This is a genomic window from Shewanella sp. HL-SH4 (assembly GCF_051164845.1).
In the GTDB taxonomy this organism is placed as follows: Bacteria; Pseudomonadota; Gammaproteobacteria; order Enterobacterales; family Shewanellaceae; genus Shewanella; species Shewanella glacialimarina.
Genome location: NZ_CP195037.1, coordinates 309,061 through 334,452, shown reverse-complemented (window position 1 = coordinate 334,452; position 25,392 = coordinate 309,061). Strand labels below are relative to the sequence as shown.

Here is a 25,392-nt window from a genome sequence, read left to right as displayed (position 1 = left end):
CTCACTTAATTTAAGGTTGTGCAAATGCGTTTAACCGATATCGAAATAGAACAAAGCTTAGATGATGGGTTGATTATTATTGACCCAAGACCTCCAGTTGAAGCTATTTCAGGTGTTAGTGTTGACGTGCGCTTGGGTAGTCAGTTTAGGGTGTTTCAAGATCATACCGCACCCTATATTGATTTAAGTGGCCCAGCAGCAGAAATGCAAATTGCCTTAGATAAGGTGATGGGCGATAAAATTAATATTGCAGACGGTGAAGCTTTTTTTCTTCATCCTGGCGAATTAGCTTTAGCTGTTACCCTTGAAACTGTTACCTTACCGGCCGATATTGTCGGTTGGTTAGATGGCAGATCATCATTAGCCCGATTAGGCTTAATGGTTCATGTTACCGCCCATCGAATCGATCCCGGTTGGCAAGGCAAGATTGTATTAGAGTTTTTCAATAGTGGTAAATTGCCATTGGCGCTTCGTCCTGGCATGACCATTGGTGCATTAAATTTTGAGCGTTTAAGCGGTCCAGTGGCGCGGCCATACAATAAACGTAAAAGTGCAAAATATAACAACCAGCAAGATGCCGTAGCCAGCCGGATAAGTCAGGACGATAAATGACGCAAGTTTGGGTAAATCAACAACATATGGCAAGCGTCAACCCGTTTGATCGTGGTTTAGCTTATGGCGATGGTCTGTTTGCGACTATGCGAACCTATCCTTCTACATCCACCAAAGCTGGCATTATGTTGTTAGATTTACACTTAACTAGACTGGAGCAAGGCAGTAAACGACTTAACCTTAATTGGTCTGCATCTAGTCAATTACGCAAGCATTTAATTTATCTCGCCAGTAGTTATCCCAATGCATGTGTCAAATTACTGCTGACTCGTGGTGTTGGTGGCCGTGGTTATCAAGCGCCTGAAATAGCCAATATTACCGAAATCACCTCAGTACATGAAATACCTGAGCATTATAAAACTTGGCAAAAAAGTGGCGTTGCGTTAACTACCTCACCAGTCACTTTAGCTCGACAACCACTGTTAGCGGGTATTAAACACCTTAATCGGTTAGAGCAAGTGCTGATAAAATCACATACTTTACCCACTGGATTTGATGATTGGTTAGTCTACGATACTCAGGGATATTTGATTGAAGCCTCAATGGCGAACATCTTTATAGTTAAAGATAATCAAGTATTTACTCCTGCGATTAATCAAGCTGGTGTGAGTGGTGTAATGCGTGAAGCTGTGATTGACATCATGTTAGCACAGGGTATTGCAGTTTATGCGACTCAGCTAAACAGTAATAGTGTATTAATGGCTGATGCGATTATGATGAGTAATAGTTTGCTCGGCCTTATTGATGTTGTACGAGTCGATAAAAACAGCTATCAGCCATGGTCTCACACGCAAGCTATTGCACAGCAGTTGCAAACGCTATTAAGCTAAGGCACTTTACTTGTGCCAACAAGAATCATTCACCTAATTAGATGTCTATGAAAACAACAATAATAACCCGATTGTTAGCCAGTTTAATTCCACTTTTAGCCATTATGTGTTTAGTGGCTTATTGGTATGCAAAAGATATTTTGCAATACAAAAATCAGCCATTAACGCTGACGGAACCCACAATCATTACCGTGACATCTGGTACATCTTTACTGAAATTAACCCAGGAATTAGAACAACAAGGCATTATTACTGAAAGCTGGAAAGTGCGCTTGTTAGTCAAACTAGAACCTTATTTAGGCGATATTAAAGCTGGGCTTTATCAGATGGTGCCAGGCGATAAGCTGGTGGATTTTATCAACCGACTGAGATTAGGCCAAGAAATGGTATTTTCAGTGACATTTGTTGAAGGTAAAACCATTAAGGAATGGATACCAGTATTACAAGGTCTAGAACACATGCAATATGATGAGAATGTGTTTATTAAAGTACTTGAAGCAAATGGCGATACGACAGGATTACCTGAGGGTAAGTTTTTCCCTGAAACTTATCACTATCGTGTCGATGAAACGTTATTTTCAATGATGCAACGCAGTTACTTAATGATGCAAACTCATTTGGCGCAAGCCTGGGAACAGCGTGATCCTGATCTAAAATTAAACTCGCCCTATGAACTGCTGATTATTGCTTCAATTATCGAAAAAGAAACCGCTAAAGATGAAGAACGTAATTGGGTCAGTGCAGTATTTAATAATCGTTTGAAAAAGGGCATGCGTTTACAAACGGATCCCACCATTATTTATGGTATGGGCGACAGATATAAAGGCAATATTACTAAGAAAGACATACTAGAGAAAACCGCTTTTAACACTTATCGAATTGATGGCTTACCCCCTACACCGATAGCGGCTCCAAGCAAGGCGTCTTTATATGCGGCAGCAAACCCGGCCAAAGTGAATTATTTGTTTTTTGTATCAAGAAATGATGGCAGTCATATTTTTTCATCGACGTATAAAGAACATAACCGTGCTGTAAATGAATATCAGAGAAAGAAAAAATGAGTCAACAATTAGGACAATTTATTGTTATCGAAGGCCTAGAGGGTGCTGGTAAATCTAGTGCGGTGTCTTTAGTTCAAAGCATTATTACTGAACATACAGGTCAAGCACCAGTATGTACCAGAGAACCTGGCGGCACACCTCTGGCTGAAAAAATTCGCGACTTAGTTAAAATTGCCGATGAAAACGATCCCTTATGCGATGAAGCAGAATGCTTACTATTTTATGCAGCACGTACCCAGTTAATTACTAATGTGATAAAGCCTGCATTAGCTAAAGGGCAATGGGTATTAGGTGATCGTCACAATTTATCATCGCTAGCATATCAAGGCGGTGGCAGAGGCTTAATGCCATTAGTTAAAGCCATTAGTGATGCAAGTTTGCATGGCTTTAAACCTGACTTAACCCTGTATTTAGATATTGACCCTAGCCTGGGTTTACAACGCGCATCTGCCCGGGGTGCACTGGACCGAATCGAGTTACAACATATTGCATTTTTTGAACGTGCCCGTGCTACCTTTTTAGCCTTTGCAGCCGAAGACGAGTCCATTATTGTTATTGATGCAAGTCAGTCTATCGATAAAGTACATCAAGATATTCGCGATAAACTAACCAAAAGATTATTAGCAGTAAAACTGCCTTAAGCAATCGCTGATACAAGGGGTAACAAGATGACAGACTATACTTTGACACAACTACCTTGGTTGGCTACTCCATTTGAGCTGTTCGCTAAGTTGTGTTACCAAAATCAGCATAGTCATGCCCAGCTTATCCCTGTCGATATTGCGTTAGGGGGTATCGAACTGGCTACTGAAATGGCCCAAATGGCATTGTGTATCGACAAAACCCCAGTGGGCGCTTGTGGTATATGTAAAGCATGCTTGTTATGCAAATCAGGTAATCATCCCGATTTACATTGGGTTCGCAGTGATGGCAATCAAATCAAAGTCGATCAAATACGCGAGTTATGTCAATCATTACTGCATACCGCACAGCAGTCAGGTGCTCGTGTTGCTGTAATAGAGCAAAGCGAACGGATGAACATTGCCGCGGCCAATGCCCTGCTTAAAACATTAGAAGAACCTGGCGCGAATACGTTATTATTATTACAAACCGATACCCCAGCGAGTTTATTGCCGACCATAACAAGCCGTTGCCAAAAAATAGCCTTTACTCACCCAACTAAAACACATATAACTGATTGGCTTGACGCACTGGATTTATTACCAATTGCTAATGCCCAGGGGCAACGACATGATGTTACTTGGTGTTTAGGCGTAGTAGGTGGTCCGTTAAAGTTAGCCGCTAGCCTGCAGTCAAAACATTACCCACAATTACTTGAATATCGACAAGATTGGTCCGCAAGCTTACAGTCGGGTCACTTGCAAAATAGTTTGTTAAAGTTAACTGATATACAAATAATAGATGCTTTGAAGGTTTTATATTTGTTCTTAAGGCAATATGTGTTAAAAAGTAATAAGTTAAATCCATTAATTCAATCAAAAGTGATTGAATTAGCTGGTGATGTTATGCACATGACCCATAAATTAGCTACAATGGCTAATGTAAACACACAGGCTTTATGTCAAAATTATGTTTTACAATTCAGGCACGTGCTAGCATTAAGCTAAGTGCTATGCTTAAACCGCTTAATATAAGTACTCACATCATTTTATAAGAGAATTAAGAGATAATATGGTCGACTTGGTGGTTAATTACGATACTCTGCACCAGCTATATCGTGCCTATATGCCGTTTATTAAACCGGCGGGATTATTTGTGGCAACTACAGAAAGTCATTTTTTAGGTCAAGAACTCACCATTGCATACCGTTTACCTAACACTAGCCAAATTAATGAATTTAAAGGCTCTGTGGTATGGATTAATCCTATTGGCGCATCGGGTGGAAGACCTGCAGGGATTGGTATTAAAATTAGAACCGACCCTGAAAGCCATAAACACCATATTGAAAAGTTATTAGCACAAGAATTATCGTCAGGTGATTTGACCTGTACCATGTAGCTCGGTATCCTCTGCATCCCATTTATCTAATTCTCGTCTGTTATTATGCTAATTGATTCACATTGTCACCTGGACCGTTTAAAAGCGGCGCCAGATCAAGCCTCGTTACAAATTATTATGGATAACGCCAAAGCCCAAGGGGTGGATTATCTATTGTGTGTGAATGTGCGCCAGCAAGGGTTTGAGCAAATGCGCGATAAAGTAGCGCAGTTTGATAATATTTTTTTATCATCAGGGGTGCATCCCTTAGATGTTAAAGAAGGCTTAGATGTTGATCAAATTAGACGTTTTGCAACCGATCCTAAAGTGATTGCAATTGGTGAAACAGGTTTAGATTATTTTTATGCCGATGAAACTAAAATTCTGCAACAACAATGTTTTGAGCAACAAATTGCCTTAGCTGTTGAAGTCAATAAACCCCTTATTGTCCATACTCGTGATGCCAGAGAAGACACTATAGCCATGCTTAAAAATGGTCAAGCTGACAAAGTGGCAGGGGTGCTCCATTGTTTTACAGAAACATGGGAAATGGCCAAAGCCGCAATGGACTTGGGTTTTTATATTTCAGTCTCGGGTATTGTCACTTTTAAAAATGCCGGTGAGCTACGTAGAGTGATCCGTAAAGTCCCAAAAGATAGATTATTGGTTGAAACAGATTCCCCTTATCTTGCGCCTGTGCCACATCGCGGCCAAGAAAACCAACCAGCTTATGTTCGTGATGTGGCAGAGTTTGTTGCAGAGCTTCGCGGTGAAAAGTATCAAGATCTGGCGGACTACACTTCAGAGAACTTCTTTAATTTGTTTAAGGATGCCCGGAAGTTGATCGGTCGTTAAACAAGATTATGCGTTGTTTAAATAGTTATTTTTTTGCAAAAAAAAGACCCAAAACGATCCGATTGTCTTGGGCCTAGGGAAATGGCTCTTTACAGAGCCGTGCGCTAGAGTTGAGGAATTAATCTCTGCACAAATTATAGTCAGCACTTTGGGTTTGTGCTTAAAAAAACATCATTTATTTATTTTTTTCGGTTATTTTTTAGCAAAGTTAAATAAACGCATTAATTATCAGATGATTAGTCGACTATGAAAAAGCAAAAAAGCCTGAATCATTTCAGGCTTTTTGCTTTAGGTAGCTGTGTTTTTAGATCATGTGTTTCAAGTGCCAGTAGTTACATGCTACAAGCGCTATTATGTGTAAGCCACTTTGTCTCTCACCAATTCACGTGGCAGATTGTTCTTCAGTCTATGGCCTAAGTGCTTAACAACGCCTAATGCACATTGATGATGACTAACTAACATTTCGCCGTGTGCATGTTGATTGAGCCACTGTTGTCGCTCAGGGCTAAAACTGGCCGTTTCAATATCTCTACCCATCAAAAACTGTTGTGCTTGTAGTGATGTTAACTCAATGCAATTTTGATTGTTTAGGGTGGAACCTACTAAAGCTATGATAGCTTCATGTCTGACCTTAAAGCCTTTTTTTAACGCATCAGCAAGCTTAAGACCAATCCGTTGGAAACGCATTTTTCCTACCATTGGCATAAATTGATTTGGGAATAGCCAAAACTCATCGTCTCTTTGCATGACAGAAGTCTCATGGGGCAAGTCGATATCAAAGTGAGATAATAAATAGTCGCTTAAGGCTTCAGTTTGTTTATCTGTTGCAATGCTAAACGGAAAGTTTTTTTGCAGTTTAGGCTGTTTTTTAATCCGATCTATTGGAGCTATTTTACGGATTTTAGCAACGAAGAAGCCTTCACTATCAAAAATTTGTGGCCATACATGTAAGAAGCCTTCTGGAGTACAGGCGGCTTGCGCATTGGGGAATAAATCATTCAATGGCACAAACTCTACCGCATCAGGATAGGTTTGCTGCAGGTGATAGCAAATGTGCTGATTCTCTAATTGGCTCAATGTGCACGTTGAATATACTAAGGTGCCGCCAGTCTTTAATGCGAGAAAGGCCGCTTCGATAAGATCTTTTTGGGTATCTGCTATTGTGGTTACGTCGTTTATATCCCAATTTTTTAATGCATTAGCATCTTTGCGAACTGTACCTTCACCACCACAGGGAGCATCTAATAATATGGCGTCAAAAGTATCATACATATATTCGCCAAATACTCGGCCGTCAAAATGGGTTAACGCCACATTACTTGCGCCCATACGAAGCACATTGGCATGCAGTACTTTTACCCGACTAGCAGAATACTCATTGGCCACTAGTAAGCCTTTATTTTGCATTAGTGCGGCCATCTGAGTGGTTTTTGAACCAGGTGCAGAAGCGACATCTAAAATGAGTTCAGGTGATATATCATCAAATAACGCTGTTGGCGGAAGCATTGAACTGGCTTCTTGAATATAAAATAGCCCTTGAATATGCTCAACCAAATTACCGAGTTGTTGCTCGTCATCGACATTAATCCAAAAACCATCTTCACACCAAGGTATGGGATCAAATTGCCAGCCTTTGTTTTGCATCAATAGCACAAACTCAGCGCTAGTGATTTTTAATGTATTGACTCTAATGGATTTTCGTAGCGGTTTGTCACAGATAGCGATAAATTCGTCCAGTGAAAGGTGCTTGGGTAATTCATCGCTGATGTGTTTGATAAAATTTGGATTTAATTGAACCATAATGCAGACATTGTTTACTCACGTGGCATAATTACCAAGATAATATCATGGAATGTATCAGCTTGGTTATTCAGCGATATAAACTAGCCGCGACAAATGCGTTAAACGGTTCAAAGTAAATTTGCCAAGCAAAGGGAGATTATGTGCTAAATCGAGTGTGGTTAGGTTTTTTCATTGTTGCAGCAATGGCTATCGTATTGCAGTTATTATCTGGCAATGTGGCAGTATTAAGCGATTCTGTGAGTGCGCTTTTTGCCAGCGCCAAACTTGCTGCTGAAATATCTCTGGGATTAATTGGTGTATTAGCCCTTTGGATGGGATTAATGCAGGTAGGTGAAAAAGCCGGTGTAGTGGGCTTATTTGCTAAATTGTTTGAGCCATTACTGTGCAAACTAATGCCTGCTGTTCCGCGTGGACATCCTGCTTATGGCAGCATTAGCATGAATTTAACCGCCAATATGCTTGGATTAGACAATGCAGCTACGCCGCTTGGCTTAAAAGCAATGCAAGATTTACAAAGCCTAAATCCGAATAAAACCGTGGCGACTAATGCTCAAATTCTTTTCTTGGTACTGAATACTTCTTCAGTAACATTAGTGCCTGTCACGGTATTTTTATATCGAGCACAACAGGGCGCAGCATCGCCCGCTGAGATTTTTCTGCCTATTTTATTAGCCACTTGTGCCTCAACAATCGTCGGTTTATTAGTGGTGGCAATCGTGCAACGCATTTCATTATTTAACAGCGTTATTTTAGCTTATGGTGCTTTGCTATTGTCGCTGATCATGGCGTCGATGTTTTACTTATTAAGCTTAAGCGCAGAAGCTATCGGTCAAGTCTCAAGTGTATTAGGTAATGGCATTTTATTATTACTGGTGATGAGTTTTGTGATAGTGGCTGGAATTAAAAAGGTCGAAATATATGATGAGTTTATTGAAGGTGCAAAAGGCGGCTTTAATCAGGCGGTACAATTAATTCCTTACCTATTAGCTATGTTGTTGGCCATTGGATTATTACGGGCTTCAGGCGCGTTAGATTATGTATTACAAGGGCTGGCAAGTTTAGTGTCTATGCTGGGTTATGACACACGATTTATTGATGCTATGCCAACCGCTATTATGAAGCCATTTAGCGGCTCAGGTGCTAGGGCTATGATGCTAGAAACCATGGAACATCATGGGGTTGACTCCTTTGCTGGGCGTTTAGCGGCTATTTTTCAAGGCAGTACTGAAACCACCTTTTATGTGTTGGCGGTTTATTTTGGCTCGGTAGGTATTCGAAACGGTCGTCATGCATTAGGCTGTGGTTTAGCGGCTGACTTAGGCGGCATTATTGCCGCCATCAGTGTGTGTTACTGGTTTTATGGTTAATATAAGCAGAGTGGATCCATTACTGGTAAAAGTTAATCAATAATTGATTTATCTCGTCCGCTTTTTCTTGCATGGCTAAATGGCCTGCAAGCTGCACATGGTGTAGTTTTGCGCCGCTAATCTCATCACTCATCAGGTAACTTTCTAATACGGTACGTAAATGATTTTCCACGCCAACTATAACCAGTGTTGGTAGGGTAAATTGTTCCACTAACTCCATGGTATCGCGCTTAAATATTGCCATATGGGCAAAACGACTTAATACCGGCACTTGTTGGCTATCAATGTTTTGCAGTTGTTGGCTAAATAGCTCAACAGCAGTCTTATCTTGGTTTGTTTTAGCAAACATTAACGGGCTAATAGTGTCAGCTAATTCGCGAGTGATGGTTTTAGTATCATTCATAATATCTAACCATTGCTGATATTTAACACAATTCACTTCTGGCTCGAAGCCTATAAATGCGTTGATCATTACCAGCGATTGTACTTTTGCAGGAGCGTTTAACACCATTTCTGCTGCAATCGCACCGCCGCAACCGTGGCCAATAATATGGTACTTCTCGATATTTAACTCCGCTAAAGCGGACGCAATGTGCTGTGCAACATCAAGTAAGTTTTTGGTGGTGTCAGGTATACTTTTACTGTCACCGTGGCCCCATAAGTCAATCGCAATACAACGATAGTGCTGACTTAGACTTTGTAGTTGAGCTTGCCAGATTTGTCGATTAGCAAATAAGCCATGTAATAATAAAATGACATCACCTTGGCCCATGTCAGTGAAATGCAGCGGCTGTTGGTCAATTAAACAATGCTTTGAACTGGATAACATAATAAGACTCAGTAAATAAAAATGGGATAACTATGGTCGTTCGCTAGTATTAGCTTGTGCACTGCTAAGAATGTTAATTCAACGCACGGCTAAAGCAATTACTCGTAAGGGGCTCACTCGGAAAGGCCTAGAAGCTATCTTGGCTTATCGACCTAAATAAAGGTCAGCTAGGCTGGTACACTAGCTACAAATTTAACGTAATGGGCAACTAGCTCTTCTAACCTTGCGAGTACGGGGGCTTTTAATTCAAACTCCGCGTGTTCGAAAACCTTAAATAAATCCTTACATAAAAACGCCTCAGTGTAATGACTGGCAACAGGGAAATAACTTAAATGCCATTCTTCGGTGCTCACTCCACTTTTTCCTTGTTGAAAAGGGAAGTAAAAACCAAATTGGTTAGCATGTTGTTGTAGCCATTGATATAAAGCATGGCAAGGGCCATTAGCTTGATATTCAGCGGCAACTAACTGTAATGCATCACGGTCAATCTTACTGGGGTCATATACATCAATATCTGTTCCCCAGTGGTGCCTAGATGCACCAGGGAGTGCAGACCAAATTAAAATTGAATCGATAATTTGCTGCGATGATAAGGATTCAAAATGAAGCGGTTGATGTTGTTTATCAAGCAGTGGCCGCTTACCGGTAGCTTTGGCATTCCAAATTGATAATTGCTTATCAAAGCTGCGATAAGCTGAGCATATCGCCATATCAATACCTTGGCGCTTTGCCGCATCACGCATAGTCGAAAATGCTTTTGCGGCTTCTGGTTGTAATAAAACAGATTCAAACTTAACTAAATTAGCCTCATCTAAGCCATAAAGGTGAGGATGTGAGATCGCTAATGCATTTTTGTTAATGCTTGAATCTGTAATAGGCTCTAGTCGCACAACAGTTTTTCCAGTATTCGCTCATAACATAACGTCAGTAGCTCAAGGTCGGCTATATTCACAGACTCATTTACTTTATGAATGGTTGCGTTAACCGGACCAAGCTCGATAACTTGAGCGCCAGTTGGCGCGATAAAACGGCCATCGGATGTGCCACCGGTTGTTTGTGGATCTGTATCATAACCGGTAATTTCGCGAATGCTTTGTTTGGTGGCTTCTAATAATGGGCCGTCACCGGTTAAAAAGGGCAGACCATTGAATACCCAGTTAATATCGTAATCTAAACCATGGGCATCAAGAATACTTAACACCCGTTGTATTAATATTTCGGCGGTCACTTCGGTTGAGTACCGGAAGTTAAACATCACTTGAAGATCCCCTGGGATCACATTTGATGCCCCTGTGCCGCCATTAATATTGGCTATTTGAAAACTGGTTGGCGGGAAAAACTCATTGCCGCTATCCCAGTGCATTTGTGCCAGCTCAGTTAATGCAGGAGTGGCTTTATGAATAGGGTTATCTGCAAGGTGAGGATAGGCAACATGGCCTTGAATGCCCTTAACGGTTAAATTGCCCGTTAAGCTTCCACGACGGCCATTTTTAACGACGTCACCGAGTTTATGTGTAGATGAAGGCTCGCCCACTAATGCCCAGGTAATTTTTTCGTTACGCGCTTCTAAGGTTTCGATGACTTTTGGGGTGCCATTAATAAATGGGCCTTCTTCATCACTGGTAATTAGGTAGGCAATAGAGCCTTTATGATCGGGATGTTTAGCAACAAAGCGTTCAGTAGCGACGACCATAGCAGCTAATGATCCTTTCATGTCAGCGGCGCCACGTCCATGTAAGTAACCGTCTATTACGGTTGGCTCAAAGGGCGGGGTATGCCAGCGATTTAAATCGCCTGTTGGTACTACATCGGTGTGGCCCGCAAAACAAAAAACCGGAGATTCAGTGCCACGACGTGCCCATAAATTGGTGGTGTCGTGAAATACCATCGACTCAATATTAAATCCGACCTTGCTAAGACGTTCAGCCATAAGCGGTTGGCAGCCTTCATCAAGTGGGGTAACAGATTTACGTGATAGTAAATCTTTGGCTAAATCGATAACTTGACTCATTTGGTAAACCACGCTTGATAGTCAGCTTCTTTAAAGCCAACCATAATAGTTGAATGATTATCTAACACCGGACGCTTGATCAGGGTAGGGTGTTGTAGCATTAATGCAATTGCTTTTTGCTCGGTCAAATCTGTTTTTTCCGCGTCATCTAAGCTTCTAAAACTGGTGCTACGTTTATTGAATACGGTTTCCCATCCCAAGGTTTTACACCATTTAGCGACAGTATCTTGATCTAAGCCCTGCTCACGAAAGTCATGGAATTGATGTTCTATTTTGTTGGCGTCTAACCATTTACGTGCTTTACGAACCGTGTCGCAATTCTTGATACCATATAACTTCAACCTGAATTCTCCCTTAGCTAAATTATTCGTCACACTGCTAAATGTTGTAAATGAAAGCGATTAATGAATGCATTTAAGCTCTTTTGTAAGCTAAATTAATGAAACAACAATTTAGTTAGTATTGTGGCATTGTGATTTGGCTTGAACAAGATAAAGACGTGCATTTGAATAAAATTCAATCATGTAAAAATTTAATATTAATATACCCAATTATAAAAGCAAAAATGCAGATACTCGATCTGCATTTAACATTCATAGGTTACGCCTTATAGCGTTTTTATTAAGACAACTGCACAGTGAAAATCACATCTTTACCGGCGGTGACATAACCTTGAGGAGATTTATCTAAGCCTTTAATGTCTTCCATATTGGCCAGTACCACAGGGGTTAATAAGCTTTCGACTTGACCTTGTAAAAAGGCTAAGTCGAACGATAATATAGGGTCGCCGGCTTTAACTTGTTGGCCTTCTTCAGCAAGGCGCTTAAAGCCATTACCGCGCAGCTCAACTGTACCTACACCAAAATGGACAAACAATTCTAATCCTTGGGCAGATTCAATGCTAAATGCATGGTTGGTTTCAAAAATTTTACCAATGGTGCCGTCAATTGGCGCAACAATAAACTCACCCTCAGGATTAATGGCAATGCCATCACCTACAATTTTTTCAGCAAATACCACGTCGGGTACTTTCTCAATTGGCACAATTTGACCTGATACTGGCGCTAAAATAGCAATGCCGCCAGTGAGTTCAGTTTGACCTGATATTAGTCGTCGAATACGGCTTAAAAATCCCATTAGAACAAGCCTCTTATGATGTCGTTATCTTTATGGTTATAGTACACAGCGAACTGCATATCACTTTATACCTATTAAGTGCCAATGGTTAAGCTTTGCCCTATGCATAAGCTTTGGCGAATGTATGTTATTTTGTTGTTTCAGTATTAGGCTTTATATTATCTCAATACAGCATCTATTTTAGAGCTATAGCGTATTAAACTAGGGCAATTGTTAAACTGATTTAATGTTAATTGTCTAAGTTAAACTTTTTTATCGCTTCGTCAATGGCTGCATTGGTTTTTAGTTGTTTAACCAGTTGTGCATGTTGTAAAAATGTGTGGTAATTACCATTAATGACTCGGGATTTTACCGCTAATAGATTACTGGGGTTAATACTTAACTCATTTAATCCCATGCCCATCAATAAAGGTAAGACGTGCTCATTTCCTGCAAGTTCCCCACATAAACAGACCTTAACATTAGCCTCTTGACAGTCACTGATTGTCATGGCGATAAGCCTTATTACCGCAGGAGACAAAGTGGGATAACTGCTGACAAGTTTAGGGTTAGTTCGGTCAGCGGCAAGGGTATATTGGGTTAAGTCGTTACTACCAATACTGACAAAATCTAAATACGGTAACATACTTGCTAATGCTAATACGGCAGCGGGTGTTTCAACCACTATGCCATATTCTACTGAGCCAAAGCGGGCGCCTTGTTCACGCAGTTGTTGCTTAGCTTGCTTAATTAATTCAAGCGCTTGTTGCAGCTCTTCAAGTTGACTCACCATTGGAAACATTAATCGAATTTGACCGTGACTAGCAGCCCGTAAAATAGCCTTAATTTGCACCATAAACATTTCTGGGTGCTGCAAACTATAACGAATACCTCTCACCCCCAAAGCGGGATTGTCTTCGGTATGCTGATGTAAACAGGGGATCTCTTTATCTGCGCCGACATCAAATGTTCTAATCGATAACATTTGCCCACTGAGTGCGTGCATAGCCTCAGAATATAATTTGTATTGCTGATTTTCATCCGGTAACGCTTTAGCGTTCATCAATAAAAATTCAGTTCTAAACAGGCCAATACCCTCAGCACCTACCTGCATTAATGAGCTGATATCATTTAGGCTACCGACGTTAGCGCGTAATATAAGTGGATGGCCATCACGGGTTTGACTCAGCATATCTTTGTAAGTCATTAGCGCTTGTTGTTGCTCAAGGTGATGAGCTTGTTTTAGCTGTAGAGAGGCTAATTCAGTCGGTGTTGGATTGATATATAAAACACCACTCATGCCATCTAAAATCAGCGGTGATCCATCTGTAATATGGCCATCTTGACTAGACCAAGGACAATTAAGTAATGCAGGAATACCGGCGGACCGAGCAAGAATGGCTGTATGGCTTGTTAAACCGCCAGACTCTAGCACTATCCCTTTAATAAACTCGAGTGGCAGCATAGCAAAATCAGCAGGGGTAAGATCGTCTGCTAATAAGATGGTATCTTGGCTCAGTTTGGATAAGTCGTGTTGGTTAGCACCCTGTAATATGGTTATTAGGCGCTGACCGAGTAACAAAATATCTTGACTACGGTTAGCAAGATAAGGGTCTGCCATTTCTGCGATGACTTGCGCTTGATCATTAAAGGTTCTATCGATGGCAACAGCGGCACTGACGCGATATTGCACAATATGTTGTTGCATGTCAGTTAATAACTCATCATCTTCAAGTAGCAATATATCGGCATCGATAAGTTGAAAATTGTCACAACTTGGGCAAACACGTTGTTGGCAGTCTTGTAAGTATTTTATCAGTTTACTAATTGCGGTGTTTAACGACTTTTTTTCAGTTTCTATACTAGAAAGGGGTAACAAACGAAGATCAAGCGGTTGAGGCTGGGTGGTAATATTGAGCGCATGCCCAAAGGCGATACCTGTTGAAACCACAATGCCATTAACTTGCATGATAACCTCTTAGCTTAAGGTGATAAGTAGTTCTGAAACCCTTTCAACGGCCTGTTGAGCTTGTTCGCCCTGGGCGATTACCGTGACTTCAACGCCTTGGTATAAACCGAGTGTCTGTAATTTAAATAAGCTTTTAGCGCTAGCTTGCTTACCGTTGCATTCTACGATGACATCGCAATCGAAACTTTTGGCCTCTTTCACCAGTAATGCTGCCGGGCGAGTGTGGATCCCGTGTGGCGCTATGATGGTCACCGTTTTTTGATACATACTGCTTGAACTCTTATTAATAGCTAAAAAGAAAAACAAATCACTATACCTTAATGCAACAGGGCATCAAAGTAAGCAATGTGATTTTCGTTGTATATGAATTAAATCTTAAATTGTTTGAGGGTGTTATCCATTTTTTTACTGATCTTTTCTAACTCATTGGCTTCATGTTCATTAGATTCATTTGCCGCTACCACTTGATGGGTTAAGCTTGAAATGGCGTTAATATTAATATTTACCTCTTCAGTCACCATAGCTTGTTGCTCGGTTGCACTGGCAAGTTGGCTGGTCATGTCGTTGATGTTATCAACTAACGCGAGAATGCTTACCATAGAATCACTTGATTGACGTGCTTTTAATTGTAAGTCATCGGATTGTTTAAGGGTTTGACTATTACTCTCGCGTAAAGATTGAATCCCCTTATGAATTTTAGACACAATTTGATTGATTTCATTGGTCGAGTCTTGAGTTCGGTTTGCCAATGCTCTCACTTCATCTGCTACAACCGCAAAGCCACGACCATGGCCGCCCGCCCGTGCGGCTTCAATGGCGGCATTTAAAGCCAGTAAGTTAGTTTGGTCTGCTATCGCTTTAATCACATCTAAAATAGAGCTTATTTCATTAGATGCAAGGGATAAGCTTTCGCTGACTTGCACATTATGTTGTAGCTCATTGCCTAGCGCCTCACTTTGAACCACTGTTGATAACATCAATTGTTGACCATGTTTGGCCTCTTCAGTCACTTTATTGGCATTTTCAGCGGTTTGTTGCGTGTTACGCGCCATATCTTGGGTTGTAGTTAACATCTCATGAATTGCTGCTGCAACACTTTGGGTTTCTTGATTCACATTTTGACTGCTCTGCTGCGAGGTGCTAACCGCCTTTAATAACTCGTTGGCATTGATGTTGAGTTGATTGCCAATTGGATTTAATTCTGCAACAACATTAGCAATTTTGACGACAAATAAGTTAAATGCTTTGGCTAATTCAGAGACTTCATCTTTACCATTTTCATCCAGTCTTTGACGTAAATCGCCTTCACCTGCGGCAATGTCCCGCATAGTTTCGATGGCGATATTGATAGGTTGGGTGATTGAATGATTAAGCAATAAGAAGAAGATAAAAATAGGCACAGAAATCATCATCATAATGATTAAGTAGTCAATTATGATACTTTTGAGTGCGGTATTAATGCTGTCGTTATCGGCATAAGAAAGTACATAATGTTGCTGTCGGTTATCATATTTTATTGAGAATAAACGTGTTTGAGAGTCGCCCTTTATAGTGAATTCAATCGACCCATTCGATAATCCCTGACTTTTAGCTAAATCAAGCAATGCATTAAGACTGAGATGGCCATTGATATCGGTTAACTTGGAAATGTCGGCTTTAGAAAAAAAGACATCAGTAGACGGTGATAATAGCTGTTTGTTGTTATCTAGCAGATAAATAGGATTTTGAGCTTGCTGATTAATAGCATCAAGAATGGCTACAACAGTTAAACTAGGGATGTTTTGAGAGGCTAATTCCTCTATGGTTGCATTGAATTGAACAATATTACCCGCTAATTGATGATATTTTTCATTAACCAGATTGTCGTATTGTTCTTTAACAGAAAAACTACCAAAGCATACAGTACCGATTGCCGCAAGAATTAGCATAATAAATAGGCGTTTTAATATGGTCAACTGACGTAATGAAGCAATCATTTTTATCCTTAAAATTATCAACCCTAGAAGCCGTTGATTATAAAGATTAATGGACTTTACAGGAGTTTATTGTCGCAAAAATGTGAGGCAACATACATTTAATAGAAAAAATTTAAATAACAGCTATAATTTATTAATTTATTGTAAATCAATAGTTTAATTTGTTAAATGTCCTATTATTTCATATTTCGCCCTAAAGACTTGTTTTAATTTTGATTTTTTATCATTTTACCCGCAAGATTAGCTTAATTATAAAAATAAGGTGTATGCCATGAACGCTTCTCAAACCGTTAAAAACGACGATATTTTACTAAAACTGTGTCATTCAGTTTCCCATGTATTATCCAATACCACTGCAAGTAGTGTTATCCATGCTGGAATGGTGCAATCTATTTCTCGTACTCGTTTAAAGCCTGACTTAGGTTGCTTTTCTATTTTTGACGGCGGCTTTTCTGGTTTAGTGGTGATCAACTTCTCAGCTGATGCAGCAATTGAAATTTATCGTCGCTATATGATCAATATGGGTATGCCTGAAAATGAATTGGCTTTTTCTCATACATCTGATGACGTTGCCAATGTGATGGGTGAGTTGATGAACCAAATGCTGGGGGATTTTATCAGCAAAGTATCGAAAGAGTTACAAACCTCTATTAGCCAAAGCCAGCCTAAAATGCTGACACTTAATAAAGAGCTTACTATTTCTGTTGATACCAATTTAGATAATGCAGTTGCGCGCCGTGTATCCTTTAGAACACAGAACAATCATATATTTTATCTTGAGTTTGCCATGGATAAAACTGAGTTTATTCGTTCAAGAGATTTCGAAATGGATGAAGAGTTTGATCCTGATGCATTAATTGAAACCCATAGAAAGCAACATGATAAAACTGCAAGTGAGTCAGCCAACTCAATCGCAGTTAAAGACTCAGTGACAGATGAGGCAGATAGCTTGCTTGATGAGTTAGGAATATAAATAACCATTATTTCACTCATTAAATTAACAAGGTAGAACAGTAAAAATGGCATCTAAAGCAACCTCAATTGACATTGCCTATCGCGCAGGGGTATCCCAGTCAACGGTTTCTCGCGCGTTAAGAAATAGTCCTTTAGTTAATTTAGAAACCCGGCAACGCATACAAGCGATAGCTAAAGAATTAAATTATAAAGTGGATAAAAACGCCAGTAATCTTCGTACTCAAAATAGTCATACATTGGCGCTACTTATTTGTGAAGATCCCACTAATGATGATTCATTGATTAATCCGTTCTTTCTTTCTATGTTGGGTTCCATTACCCGTGCTACCGCACGTCAGGGTTATGACTTACTGGTGTCATTTCAACAGCTTTCTAGTGACTGGCATGCGGACTATGAAGACAGTAATAAGGCCGATGGTATTATCTTGCTTGGTTATGGCGATTATATGGATTACGCCCACAAGCTTGAAAAACTGCTAGAGCAAAATACTCACTTTGTAATATGGGGCGCTGAACATAATAATAAATCCGTACTATCAATCGGGTGTGATAATCATCAAGGTGGCGTTATAGCCACAGAGCATATGTTGCAACAAGGTCGGAAAAAAATTGCATTTTTAGGGGATTCCTCAAGCCGTAGCCCAGAATTTAGAGACCGTTACTTAGGCCATTGTGAAGCCCTGAAAAACCAAAATATTCCCCTTGATAAGCAATTACAATTTGATGCTATTAGCACTGAAAGCTCAGGCTTTGATGCCGCCAATGCCTTGCTGGACAAAGGGACTCAATTTGATGCTATTTTTGCAGCCAGTGATTTAATTGCTATTGGTGCACTTAGAGCGTTAAAAAAACGCGGTGTTAACGTACCCGAAGATGTCGCCATTATTGGTTATGATGATATACCTGTGGCTAGCTTTGCTAATCCGCCACTAACCACCATTAAGCAAAACACCCAATTGGCGGGGGAGATTTTAGTGGACAGTGTACTCAAACTGATCCGCGGGCAAGAAGTGTCACCTATGTTAATTCCTACTAATCTAGTGGTACGTCAATCTTGCGGTTCAACAATAGATTAATGGGTAAATATCATTAAGGTTTTAATTGTTCTTAACCTTAATGATATTCCTGAATGAGTTTTTAATGCCTCTGCATCCGTTATCATTTAAGGATAAATAGATTCAATGCAAACGCCATCATATCGCCAATTCTTTAGACTACAAGTTTTCGCTTTTGCTGTACTCACAAGTGTCAGCAGTTTTCAAAGCATGGCTCAAGATTTAGAACCCCGCAGTTACACCAACATACCTATTGATATGCACTTTTTAGTGGCTGGCTATGGTCGCTCACAGGGCGGCTTATCACCTGCGCCAGAAGTGCCTATCGAACAATCACAAATTGAAATTAATGCTGGCATTATCGGTTATGCTACTACATTTGATTTAGGCGGCAGTTCATCTAAGTTTGATGTGGTTGCCAGTCGTGTCTGTATGGCCGGTTCTGCGGTCTTTCAAGGTGAGTATGTTGAAGCTGAACGCTGTGGTTATGCTGACCCCGTCGTTAAATTAACCTGGAACTTTTATGGCGCGCCGGTGTTAACACAACAAGAGTTTGGTCAATACCAAGAAGGGCTAGTTATGGGGGCGAGTCTGCAAGTTACTGCACCAATTGGTGAATATGATCCCAGTAAATTAGTCAATATTGGCGCTAATCAATGGGTGTTTAGACCTGGTTTCGGTGTGTCTTTTCGACAGGGTAACTGGTATTACGGTGCTAATACCACGGTGCGCTTATACAGTGACAACGATGAGTTTTATAACGGTGTACATTTAGACAAAGCACCGCAATATTCTTTGCAAGGACATTTGATTTATAGTTTGGCCAGAGGCCAGTGGTTATCATTAAGTGGCAATTATTTTATCGGTGGTGAAACCAGTAAAAATGGGATTGAAGCCCATGATGATCAAGATAATTCACGTTTTGGATTAACGTATTCATTAGCTTTAAATCAACATCATAGCGTAAAATTTTATGCCAATACTGGTGTCATCACCCGTATTGGAAATGACTTTGACTCATTCGGTGTGCTTTGGCAGTACGTTTTATAATTTTATTTTACTTTATTTCAAGGATATTAACTCACTATGGCTGGTGCAAGCTTACTGACATTACTAGATGATATTGCAACCATTTTAGATGACGTTGCTGCGATGAGTAAAGTGGCAGCACGTAAAACCGCAGGCGTGCTGGGTGACGATTTAGCATTAAACGCTCAGCAAGTGTCTGGGGTCGCGTCAGAACGTGAGCTACCTGTCGTTTGGGCGGTAGCGTTAGGCTCTTTTCGCAACAAGTTAATATTAGTGCCGGCGGCGCTAGTAATTAGTGCATTTATTCCCTGGGCTATTATGCCATTGTTAATGTTTGGTGGGTTATTCTTATGCTACGAAGGCTTTGAAAAATTACATCATTCTTATCAGCATAAGCCTTCACCGGATAAATCTTCTCAAAAATCGGATGCTGACGAAGTTGAACAGAAATTGTCCAGGGATGTTGCTGACTTACAAACCTATGAAAAAGAAAAGATAAAAGGGGCAATTCGCACCGACTTTGTACTTTCTGCAGAGATTATTGCTATTAGTTTAGGTGTGGTCGCTGAGTCTGATTTAATGAGTCAGTTTTTAACCTTATCGGTTATCGCGGTAGTGATGACAGTCGGCGTGTATGGTTTAGTCGCGGGTATTGTTAAAATTGACGACCTTGGTTTCTATTTGAATAAACGCCAAGGTGAAGGGCTTTTTAATCGCGTAGGGCGATACATTGGGCTTAAATTAATTATGGCCGCGCCATATTTAATGAAAATATTAACCGTGGTGGGCACAATTGCAATGTTTATGGTGGGCGGTGGTATTTTAACCCACGGTATTCATGTGGTAGGAGCCTATATTGAACATGCTGCTGTTTTGGTTGGGCAATTAGACTATATAGGTGGCCTATTGAAAATGCTCACGCCAAGTATTCTAAATGCCTTGTTTGGTATTGTTGCAGGCGCAATAGCGTTAGCGATAATGAGTTTAATACAGAAGGTAAGGGCATAATTAGTGTTAGTGTTAGTGTTAGTGTTAGTGTTAGTGCCACCCGTTTTGTAACGGACATTATTAGCTAGTCGTAATAAAATTATTAATTTGGCATTAACAAAAAAGCATAGCGTGAGGCTGATAAAGTCCCACGCTATGTATTTTTAACTCATTTTTCACCAATTCAAAATTGATCTTACCGAGTTAATTTACTTTTTAGGCTTCGACGGTGGCACTATTGCCACTGTCATTATCATATAACGTTTTTGGGTTTGGACCATATTCATTATCTTCTTTACTATCGAAACAGAAAACAACGAGTAAGAATAATGCACCCAATAGCGGAATTAATGCGATTAATAGCCACCAGCCAGAATGATTGGTGTCATGTAAACGTCTAATGGCGACTGCAATACTTGGTATAAGCACCAGTAGGGTATAAATACCACTTAGCGTACCTAACCCCATAATTTCATTGTAGCTACCAATTCCCATGTCGACTAGCGATAACACAAAGCTAACGATGAAGTTGAACAAAGCAAACATCCAATATTCTTTACGGCGGGCACGGCCACTAAATACAAAATACTTTTTTAAAACTGTTAAATACCATTCCATTGTTTTTTCCTAATCCCAATTTTTATAATGCAAAGTTTGCATGGACATTTGTAACAATTTTACCGTGAGTTAACAAGTAAAAAACCTAAAAAAATACCGTAACATCTTTCGATGCCACGGTATTAAGTTGTTAAATTATCTGGATATTAATAATAACTTAAGTTGATATAGTGGGTGTTTATTGGCTTAACTGTTCAGTGACAATAGGGTAGTGATCCCATACATTCTCATCTGTTATTGAACGAACCAATTTAACGTATTCAGCATGTGTCCACGCAAGTGGGGTGGCTGAGTTTGTGCCTTGGCCCATTTTATAATTATAGCGAGTGGCATTGCCCACACCATCCCAAGCTTGTTCTGGCAGCATTAACCCTTCATTAGCAAACGTTTCCATCCCTTGTACATAAATTTGGATAAGTTGCGATTTAGTGTTTGGGTTAAGCGTGCCAGATGCTTTAGCCAGTGCTAATTCATAGTGGCCGCGCTCACCGGTAAAGAATGGCCAGACTCGTCCGCGTTGCTGTTCAGTATTGCCCTTTTCTGCATAACTTAATCCGGTGACAATATCTTCACCATAGCCATCGTTTCCATAGCGGCGATAACCTGGCACAGTGCTGCCATCTTTGGCGGTAAATTCATATTTTACCCTCAGGTTATCGTCTAATTTGGTGTTATCAATCAGCAAGACGCTGTTCTTAATTATTGGGTCCTGAGCGTTTTTAACTCCATAGCGCACAAGTTCTAAAAATCCACCGTCTAAAATGGTACGTTGATCAACACCTGTTTTACCATTGTTATCAAGCAGTTTATCTGCCGTGTTAGGGGTGCCATTAGGGCTAATGCGGACATAGTAAGGGGCAACTTCAGCGTGCTGGTTTACAGCAAAATCACCTGTGTTAGCCACCATAGTGGTTTCTAATTCGGCAGCTAACTTGCGCGCTGCATTTAAGTATTGAGCGCTGTTTTCATCTTTCGCTAACACAGCTAACTCGCTTGCTGCGACTAGGCCTGCAATTACTGCAGCAGTGGTCGACGGAGAGTATCCTGCTTGTTCTTCCCAGCGCTCTTGTTGAGTGCTTGGCGGGGTAATTTCAGTCTCATTCCAATCTAATTTAACTTTGCCGCCTGTGATTAAGAAATCAGCTGCAGGTTTAAGCATGTCATGATACCAGTTCACCGTTTCGGCATCGGTTAATACACCCGCTTGCCATAGTTTCCAACCTAACATAATAGGCATGGCGGTTTGATCTAGCTGTACACCTACCCATTCAATTTCGCCATCAACATGGGTTTTTTGTAAAAACCAGCCGGGCGTGCCTTCATAACCAAGTGTTTGAGCGGTTACTTGGACTTTTTTCAAATACTCAAACGCGACTTTAGGTGTTTGCGTATCGCCCATGGCTAAAAATGCCATCGCACATTGATAGAAATCACGCGGCCATACCGCTTTGTAACCCGTACTGCCGACTTTAGCTGAAACGGTATCACCCCAAGGGTTAGACAGTGAGGCAATTAAGGCACCGGCATGGGTTTTATCTTCCTGTGCTTTTAGCACTAATGCACTGGTGTAAAGTAACTTGCCACTATCAGCAGTATTAGTCGACATATTATTAAGGGGTGTTAGCGAGGCTAAATAGTCTTTCCAGCCAATATGTTTATCATCCCCAAGGTAGGCGCTTAATACTGCGTCATAACCGGTTTCAAGGGTAGAGTTAGCATTGTCTAAGCTAGATTGCTTGCTGTGACCAAAACCGATAGCAAAGTTGACCGTATAGCTGTTGCTATTAAGGGTAGGATATTGCGCCGTTAATGCGACATTTCCTACGGTTGACTTGTCTTTACTGGTACTTTGATACAGCTTATCGAGCTGGCCATTATCGGCTAGATCGACCAAACCGTCTGAGGTGCCGACAAAACCCACGCTGGCTTTGACGTAATCAATATCGGATTTAATGGTTAATACCGATGAATCATGAGCACTGGTATAAGCAACCAAGGCATCATTTCCAATACTGGCAATATCATTTGCGCCGCTATTGTCTATGTGTGGGTTAGCATAAAGATAAGGGGTAATACCATCTTCAAATGCGGTAAAAACCACCTTCATCATTAAGCTGTCGCGGTTTGGATCGGTGAAAATATGTTTTTCAATCTTGTATTTACCGTCTTTATCCGTATTAACAATTTTATAAGCCAAAGATAATGGTCGACCTTGGTCGTCGGTATGCAGATATTCAATGGTACTGTTGGTATTCTCTTTTTCAGTATCAACAAAACCCTTACCGACAATCACAAATTGCAATTCTTTTAGCTGTGCATTATGGATCATGCCGTACATGGTTTCAGTTAAAATACCCTGGGCGACTGAGAACCACACTTTACTGACAGGGTTAGCTTCGCTGCCAACATACTGGCCATTGGAATAAGGCTCATAGGAAGTGCCAATACCGGTTTTTCCGGAAAAAGCCCACACAGGATCTGCACCTGGAGCGCCAGGTGCAATATGAGTCACTGTGCTGGCGATAGGCTCATCTATTGGTGCCGTTGTGCTATCTGAACAGGCGCTTAAACTAAGTAGCGCAAGGCTAATTGCACTGGCAACTGTTGTCTGCTTGATAAGTGATTCAATTTTTGACATTGAGTTCCCCAATTTCTTATTGTTAATTATGTGTGTTAACTATTTTTATAGTCGCTATTAAGGCATTTTTTGAGCTGTTTAGCCTTTATAAAACGGTGACTGTTTATTAATTACTTATTATTGAGTGTATTTGTTTTGATCAACAAATAGCACGGCTATGCCTGAAATCATCATAAATACCCCACCTAATACCACTGCATATATTGGCTGACCATCAAAGAATACTTTCAGTAATAATCCTAAAATACTGGCGGCTAACAGTTGGGGTATCACGATGAAAAAGTTAAAAATGCCCATATATACACCCATTTTTTTAGGTGGAATAACCCCCGATAACATAGCGTACGGCACAGATAAAATAGAAGCCCAGGCGAAACCGACACCTATCATCGGGATCCACAATTGAGTCGGGTCTTTAATAAAGTAAAAACTGATTAAGCCAATGCCGCCTAAAAACATATTGATAGTGTGAGTAAACTTAATGCCGACAGCTTTGGCTAAAAAAGGAATAATGATTGCCGCAATGGCAGCAAAGCCATTGTATGAAGCGAATAACATGCCGACCCAATCAGCGCCGTCATTATAGGCTTGGGTAACCACGTCAGTAGAACCATAATGGTATGAGGTGACCGCGGCTGTGGTGTAAATCCACATGGCGAATAGGGCAAACCAGGCAAAAAACTGTACTACAGCCAGTTGTCGCATCGCTTTTGGCATGTGGAATAAGTCGTCAACCACGTTAAACACTAATCCCAGAGAGCTGCGTGCTTGTTGGTTTTTGTTTGCCAGTTTTATTGAACAAATGAGTTGCAAAGGACCAAAAGCAAAAATGCCTAAACTTAAGATATAAAGCTGTTTATCGAGATCTTGAGTCACAATGATGGCAGTAAATATTGCCCCAATCGCCATCCAAATCATTGCGCCATTTCGATACTGGCTTACGCTGCGCTGGTTTTCTACTAGCGGTTGCTGTTGATCAGTTTCTTGCTGATGAAAATCCGCCAATTCTTCAGGAGAGTATTCTTTACTGGACACAACTGTCCAACCAACAGCTAGAAACAGTACCGCGCCACCAAAGTAGAAAGCGTAGCGTACTGAGTCGGCAATTTCACCGGCAGGTGCGGTATTGGCGACATCGAAATAATTAGTCAAAATATAGGGTAATGCTGATGCGATTACCGCGCCGACACCAATAAAAAAGCTTTGCATTGCATAGCCCTGGGTGCGTTGGTTTTGCGGTAAATTATCGCCCACAAAAGCGCGAAATGGTTCCATGGCGATGTTAATTGAAGCATCCATAATCCATAACATTCCCGCGGCGATCCATAAGGTTGGCGAGTGGGGCATGATGAATAACGACAGAGTGGTAAAAATGGCACCGATTAAGAAATAAGGACGACGGCGACCTAAAAAGTTCCAGGTATTATCGCTTAAGTAACCAATAATCGGTTGGACAATTAATCCGGTGAGCGGTGCTGCAATCCATAAAATAGGAATGTCGTCTATCTCGGCGCCTAAGGTTTGAAATATTCGGCTGACATTGGCATTTTGCAGGGCAAAGCCAAATTGAATGCCTAGAAAGCCAAAACACATATTAAATATTTGCCAAAAATTGAGCTGAGGCTGAACTTGTTTATTAGGAGCATGGTTATTTGCCGACATT

General features: G+C 40.6%; 24 protein-coding genes. 12 read left to right on the top strand and 12 right to left on the bottom strand.

The genetic code is table 11. From position 1 onward, the window contains the following. The first annotated feature begins 24 nt into the window (after positions 1 to 24). From dcd to ACRWQL_RS02340, 7 genes are all read left to right on the top strand, one after another. A complete protein-coding gene (gene dcd, locus ACRWQL_RS02370) occupies positions 25 to 612 on the top strand; it encodes a dCTP deaminase (RefSeq protein WP_434952152.1) in 588 nt (195 codons plus the stop codon). Further along, a complete protein-coding gene (gene pabC / locus ACRWQL_RS02365; RefSeq protein ID WP_434952150.1) occupies positions 609 to 1,442 on the top strand; it encodes an aminodeoxychorismate lyase in 834 nt (277 codons plus the stop codon). Before dcd ends, pabC begins: the two co-directional genes overlap by 4 nt. 47 nt (positions 1,443 to 1,489) lie before the next feature. Beyond that, complete coding sequence (gene mltG, locus ACRWQL_RS02360) at positions 1,490 to 2,503, top strand: endolytic transglycosylase MltG (protein ID WP_434937489.1); 1,014 nt, start codon at positions 1,490 to 1,492, stop codon at positions 2,501 to 2,503. Continuing rightward, a complete protein-coding gene (gene tmk / locus ACRWQL_RS02355) occupies positions 2,500 to 3,144 on the top strand; it encodes a dTMP kinase (protein WP_434952148.1) in 645 nt (214 codons plus the stop codon). Before mltG ends, tmk begins: the two co-directional genes overlap by 4 nt. A 27-nt stretch (positions 3,145 to 3,171) precedes the next feature. Then, positions 3,172 to 4,131: a DNA polymerase III subunit delta' gene (holB, locus tag ACRWQL_RS02350; protein ID WP_434952146.1), complete on the top strand. Its 960-nt coding sequence runs from the start codon at positions 3,172 to 3,174 to the stop codon at positions 4,129 to 4,131. Positions 4,132 to 4,195: 64 nt separating this feature from the next. Next, positions 4,196 to 4,522, top strand: a complete 327-nt coding sequence (locus ACRWQL_RS02345) for a PilZ domain-containing protein (protein ID WP_226410088.1) — start codon at positions 4,196 to 4,198, stop codon at positions 4,520 to 4,522. A 45-nt stretch (positions 4,523 to 4,567) separates the two neighbouring features. Further along, positions 4,568 to 5,356: a TatD family hydrolase gene (locus ACRWQL_RS02340; RefSeq protein WP_434952144.1), complete on the top strand. Its 789-nt coding sequence runs from the start codon at positions 4,568 to 4,570 to the stop codon at positions 5,354 to 5,356. A 351-nt stretch (positions 5,357 to 5,707) separates the two neighbouring features. On the opposite strand, the gene rsmF is transcribed toward ACRWQL_RS02340, so the two are convergent. Continuing rightward, the gene (rsmF, locus tag ACRWQL_RS02335) at positions 5,708 to 7,156 is read right to left on the bottom strand and encodes a 16S rRNA (cytosine(1407)-C(5))-methyltransferase RsmF (protein WP_434952142.1); all 1,449 of its coding nucleotides are present in this window, start codon (positions 7,154 to 7,156) and stop codon (positions 5,708 to 5,710) included. 143 nt (positions 7,157 to 7,299) lie between these two features. On the opposite strand from rsmF, the gene ACRWQL_RS02330 reads away from it, so the two are divergent. Continuing rightward, the gene (locus ACRWQL_RS02330; protein ID WP_434952140.1) at positions 7,300 to 8,526 is read left to right on the top strand and encodes a nucleoside recognition domain-containing protein; all 1,227 of its coding nucleotides are present in this window, start codon (positions 7,300 to 7,302) and stop codon (positions 8,524 to 8,526) included. Between the two features lie 19 nt (positions 8,527 to 8,545). Here ACRWQL_RS02330 and ACRWQL_RS02325 read toward each other — a convergent pair whose 3' ends face one another. From ACRWQL_RS02325 to ACRWQL_RS02290, 8 genes are all read right to left on the bottom strand, one after another. Further along, on the bottom strand, positions 8,546 to 9,355 hold the full coding sequence (locus ACRWQL_RS02325) for an alpha/beta fold hydrolase (RefSeq protein WP_434952138.1): 810 nt from the start codon (positions 9,353 to 9,355) through the stop codon (positions 8,546 to 8,548). Between the two features lie 167 nt (positions 9,356 to 9,522). Beyond that, positions 9,523 to 10,245 carry a M15 family metallopeptidase gene (locus tag ACRWQL_RS02320; protein ID WP_434952136.1) on the bottom strand — a complete coding sequence of 241 codons (723 nt, stop codon included), beginning with the start codon at positions 10,243 to 10,245 and terminating at the stop codon, positions 9,523 to 9,525. Continuing rightward, positions 10,236 to 11,366, bottom strand: coding sequence for a succinyl-diaminopimelate desuccinylase (gene dapE / locus ACRWQL_RS02315; protein ID WP_434925961.1), 1,131 nt, complete (start codon positions 11,364 to 11,366; stop codon positions 10,236 to 10,238). Before dapE ends, ACRWQL_RS02320 begins: the two co-directional genes overlap by 10 nt. Beyond that, positions 11,363 to 11,707 carry an ArsC family reductase gene (locus tag ACRWQL_RS02310; protein ID WP_434925962.1) on the bottom strand — a complete coding sequence of 115 codons (345 nt, stop codon included), beginning with the start codon at positions 11,705 to 11,707 and terminating at the stop codon, positions 11,363 to 11,365. The genes dapE and ACRWQL_RS02310 overlap by 4 nt, the downstream gene beginning before the upstream one ends. Positions 11,708 to 11,987: 280 nt before the next feature. After that, positions 11,988 to 12,503, bottom strand: coding sequence for a PTS glucose transporter subunit IIA (gene crr / locus ACRWQL_RS02305; RefSeq protein ID WP_226410080.1), 516 nt, complete (start codon positions 12,501 to 12,503; stop codon positions 11,988 to 11,990). Positions 12,504 to 12,732: 229 nt separating this feature from the next. Beyond that, a complete protein-coding gene (ptsP, locus tag ACRWQL_RS02300; RefSeq protein ID WP_434952134.1) occupies positions 12,733 to 14,451 on the bottom strand; it encodes a phosphoenolpyruvate--protein phosphotransferase in 1,719 nt (572 codons plus the stop codon). 9 nt (positions 14,452 to 14,460) lie between these two features. Further along, positions 14,461 to 14,718, bottom strand: coding sequence for an HPr family phosphocarrier protein (locus ACRWQL_RS02295; RefSeq protein WP_434929023.1), 258 nt, complete (start codon positions 14,716 to 14,718; stop codon positions 14,461 to 14,463). A gap of 101 nt (positions 14,719 to 14,819) precedes the next feature. Continuing rightward, a complete protein-coding gene (locus tag ACRWQL_RS02290; protein WP_434952132.1) occupies positions 14,820 to 16,427 on the bottom strand; it encodes a methyl-accepting chemotaxis protein in 1,608 nt (535 codons plus the stop codon). A 271-nt stretch (positions 16,428 to 16,698) separates the two neighbouring features. Here ACRWQL_RS02290 and ACRWQL_RS02285 point away from each other — a divergent pair, with 271 nt between their 5' ends. The 4 genes from ACRWQL_RS02285 to ACRWQL_RS02270 all read left to right on the top strand — a co-directional run bounded on the left by ACRWQL_RS02285 (position 16,699) and on the right by ACRWQL_RS02270 (position 20,494). Further along, positions 16,699 to 17,400 carry a DUF3334 family protein gene (locus tag ACRWQL_RS02285; RefSeq protein ID WP_226410076.1) on the top strand — a complete coding sequence of 234 codons (702 nt, stop codon included), beginning with the start codon at positions 16,699 to 16,701 and terminating at the stop codon, positions 17,398 to 17,400. A gap of 46 nt (positions 17,401 to 17,446) precedes the next feature. After that, positions 17,447 to 18,478: a LacI family DNA-binding transcriptional regulator gene (locus ACRWQL_RS02280; RefSeq protein ID WP_434929860.1), complete on the top strand. Its 1,032-nt coding sequence runs from the start codon at positions 17,447 to 17,449 to the stop codon at positions 18,476 to 18,478. 105 nt (positions 18,479 to 18,583) lie between these two features. Further along, positions 18,584 to 19,507, top strand: a complete 924-nt coding sequence (locus ACRWQL_RS02275; RefSeq protein WP_434952131.1) for a transporter — start codon at positions 18,584 to 18,586, stop codon at positions 19,505 to 19,507. A gap of 36 nt (positions 19,508 to 19,543) precedes the next feature. Beyond that, on the top strand, positions 19,544 to 20,494 hold the full coding sequence (locus tag ACRWQL_RS02270; protein ID WP_434952129.1) for a DUF808 domain-containing protein: 951 nt from the start codon (positions 19,544 to 19,546) through the stop codon (positions 20,492 to 20,494). Between the two features lie 195 nt (positions 20,495 to 20,689). Here the strand turns inward: ACRWQL_RS02270 and ACRWQL_RS02265 are convergent, their stop codons facing one another. The 3 genes from ACRWQL_RS02265 to ACRWQL_RS02255 form a co-directional block, all read right to left on the bottom strand. Next, the gene (locus ACRWQL_RS02265) at positions 20,690 to 21,091 is read right to left on the bottom strand and encodes a DUF805 domain-containing protein (protein ID WP_434952127.1); all 402 of its coding nucleotides are present in this window, start codon (positions 21,089 to 21,091) and stop codon (positions 20,690 to 20,692) included. Positions 21,092 to 21,269: 178 nt separating this feature from the next. Beyond that, a complete protein-coding gene (locus ACRWQL_RS02260; RefSeq protein WP_434952125.1) occupies positions 21,270 to 23,729 on the bottom strand; it encodes a glucan 1,4-alpha-glucosidase in 2,460 nt (819 codons plus the stop codon). 117 nt (positions 23,730 to 23,846) lie between these two features. Continuing rightward, on the bottom strand, positions 23,847 to 25,391 hold the full coding sequence (locus ACRWQL_RS02255) for an MFS transporter (protein ID WP_434952123.1): 1,545 nt from the start codon (positions 25,389 to 25,391) through the stop codon (positions 23,847 to 23,849). Position 25,392: the final 1 nt, after the last annotated feature.

Coding starts and splice junctions, on each gene's coding strand:
- dcd (WP_434952152.1), top strand. CDS start 25: ATGCGTTTAACCGATATCGAAATAGAACAAAGCTTAGATGATGGGTTG.
- pabC (WP_434952150.1), top strand. CDS start 609: ATGACGCAAGTTTGGGTAAATCAACAACATATGGCAAGCGTCAACCCG.
- mltG (WP_434937489.1), top strand. CDS start 1,490: ATGAAAACAACAATAATAACCCGATTGTTAGCCAGTTTAATTCCACTT.
- tmk (WP_434952148.1), top strand. CDS start 2,500: ATGAGTCAACAATTAGGACAATTTATTGTTATCGAAGGCCTAGAGGGT.
- holB (WP_434952146.1), top strand. CDS start 3,172: ATGACAGACTATACTTTGACACAACTACCTTGGTTGGCTACTCCATTT.
- ACRWQL_RS02345 (WP_226410088.1), top strand. CDS start 4,196: ATGGTCGACTTGGTGGTTAATTACGATACTCTGCACCAGCTATATCGT.
- ACRWQL_RS02340 (WP_434952144.1), top strand. CDS start 4,568: ATGCTAATTGATTCACATTGTCACCTGGACCGTTTAAAAGCGGCGCCA.
- rsmF (WP_434952142.1), bottom strand. CDS start 7,156: ATGGTTCAATTAAATCCAAATTTTATCAAACACATCAGCGATGAATTA.
- ACRWQL_RS02325 (WP_434952138.1), bottom strand. CDS start 9,355: ATGTTATCCAGTTCAAAGCATTGTTTAATTGACCAACAGCCGCTGCAT.
- dapE (WP_434925961.1), bottom strand. CDS start 11,366: ATGAGTCAAGTTATCGATTTAGCCAAAGATTTACTATCACGTAAATCT.
- crr (WP_226410080.1), bottom strand. CDS start 12,503: ATGGGATTTTTAAGCCGTATTCGACGACTAATATCAGGTCAAACTGAA.
- ptsP (WP_434952134.1), bottom strand. CDS start 14,451: ATGCAAGTTAATGGCATTGTGGTTTCAACAGGTATCGCCTTTGGGCAT.
- ACRWQL_RS02295 (WP_434929023.1), bottom strand. CDS start 14,718: ATGTATCAAAAAACGGTGACCATCATAGCGCCACACGGGATCCACACT.
- ACRWQL_RS02290 (WP_434952132.1), bottom strand. CDS start 16,427: ATGATTGCTTCATTACGTCAGTTGACCATATTAAAACGCCTATTTATT.
- ACRWQL_RS02285 (WP_226410076.1), top strand. CDS start 16,699: ATGAACGCTTCTCAAACCGTTAAAAACGACGATATTTTACTAAAACTG.
- ACRWQL_RS02280 (WP_434929860.1), top strand. CDS start 17,447: ATGGCATCTAAAGCAACCTCAATTGACATTGCCTATCGCGCAGGGGTA.
- ACRWQL_RS02275 (WP_434952131.1), top strand. CDS start 18,584: ATGCAAACGCCATCATATCGCCAATTCTTTAGACTACAAGTTTTCGCT.
- ACRWQL_RS02270 (WP_434952129.1), top strand. CDS start 19,544: ATGGCTGGTGCAAGCTTACTGACATTACTAGATGATATTGCAACCATT.
- ACRWQL_RS02265 (WP_434952127.1), bottom strand. CDS start 21,091: ATGGAATGGTATTTAACAGTTTTAAAAAAGTATTTTGTATTTAGTGGC.
- ACRWQL_RS02260 (WP_434952125.1), bottom strand. CDS start 23,729: ATGTCAAAAATTGAATCACTTATCAAGCAGACAACAGTTGCCAGTGCA.
- ACRWQL_RS02255 (WP_434952123.1), bottom strand. CDS start 25,391: ATGTCGGCAAATAACCATGCTCCTAATAAACAAGTTCAGCCTCAGCTC.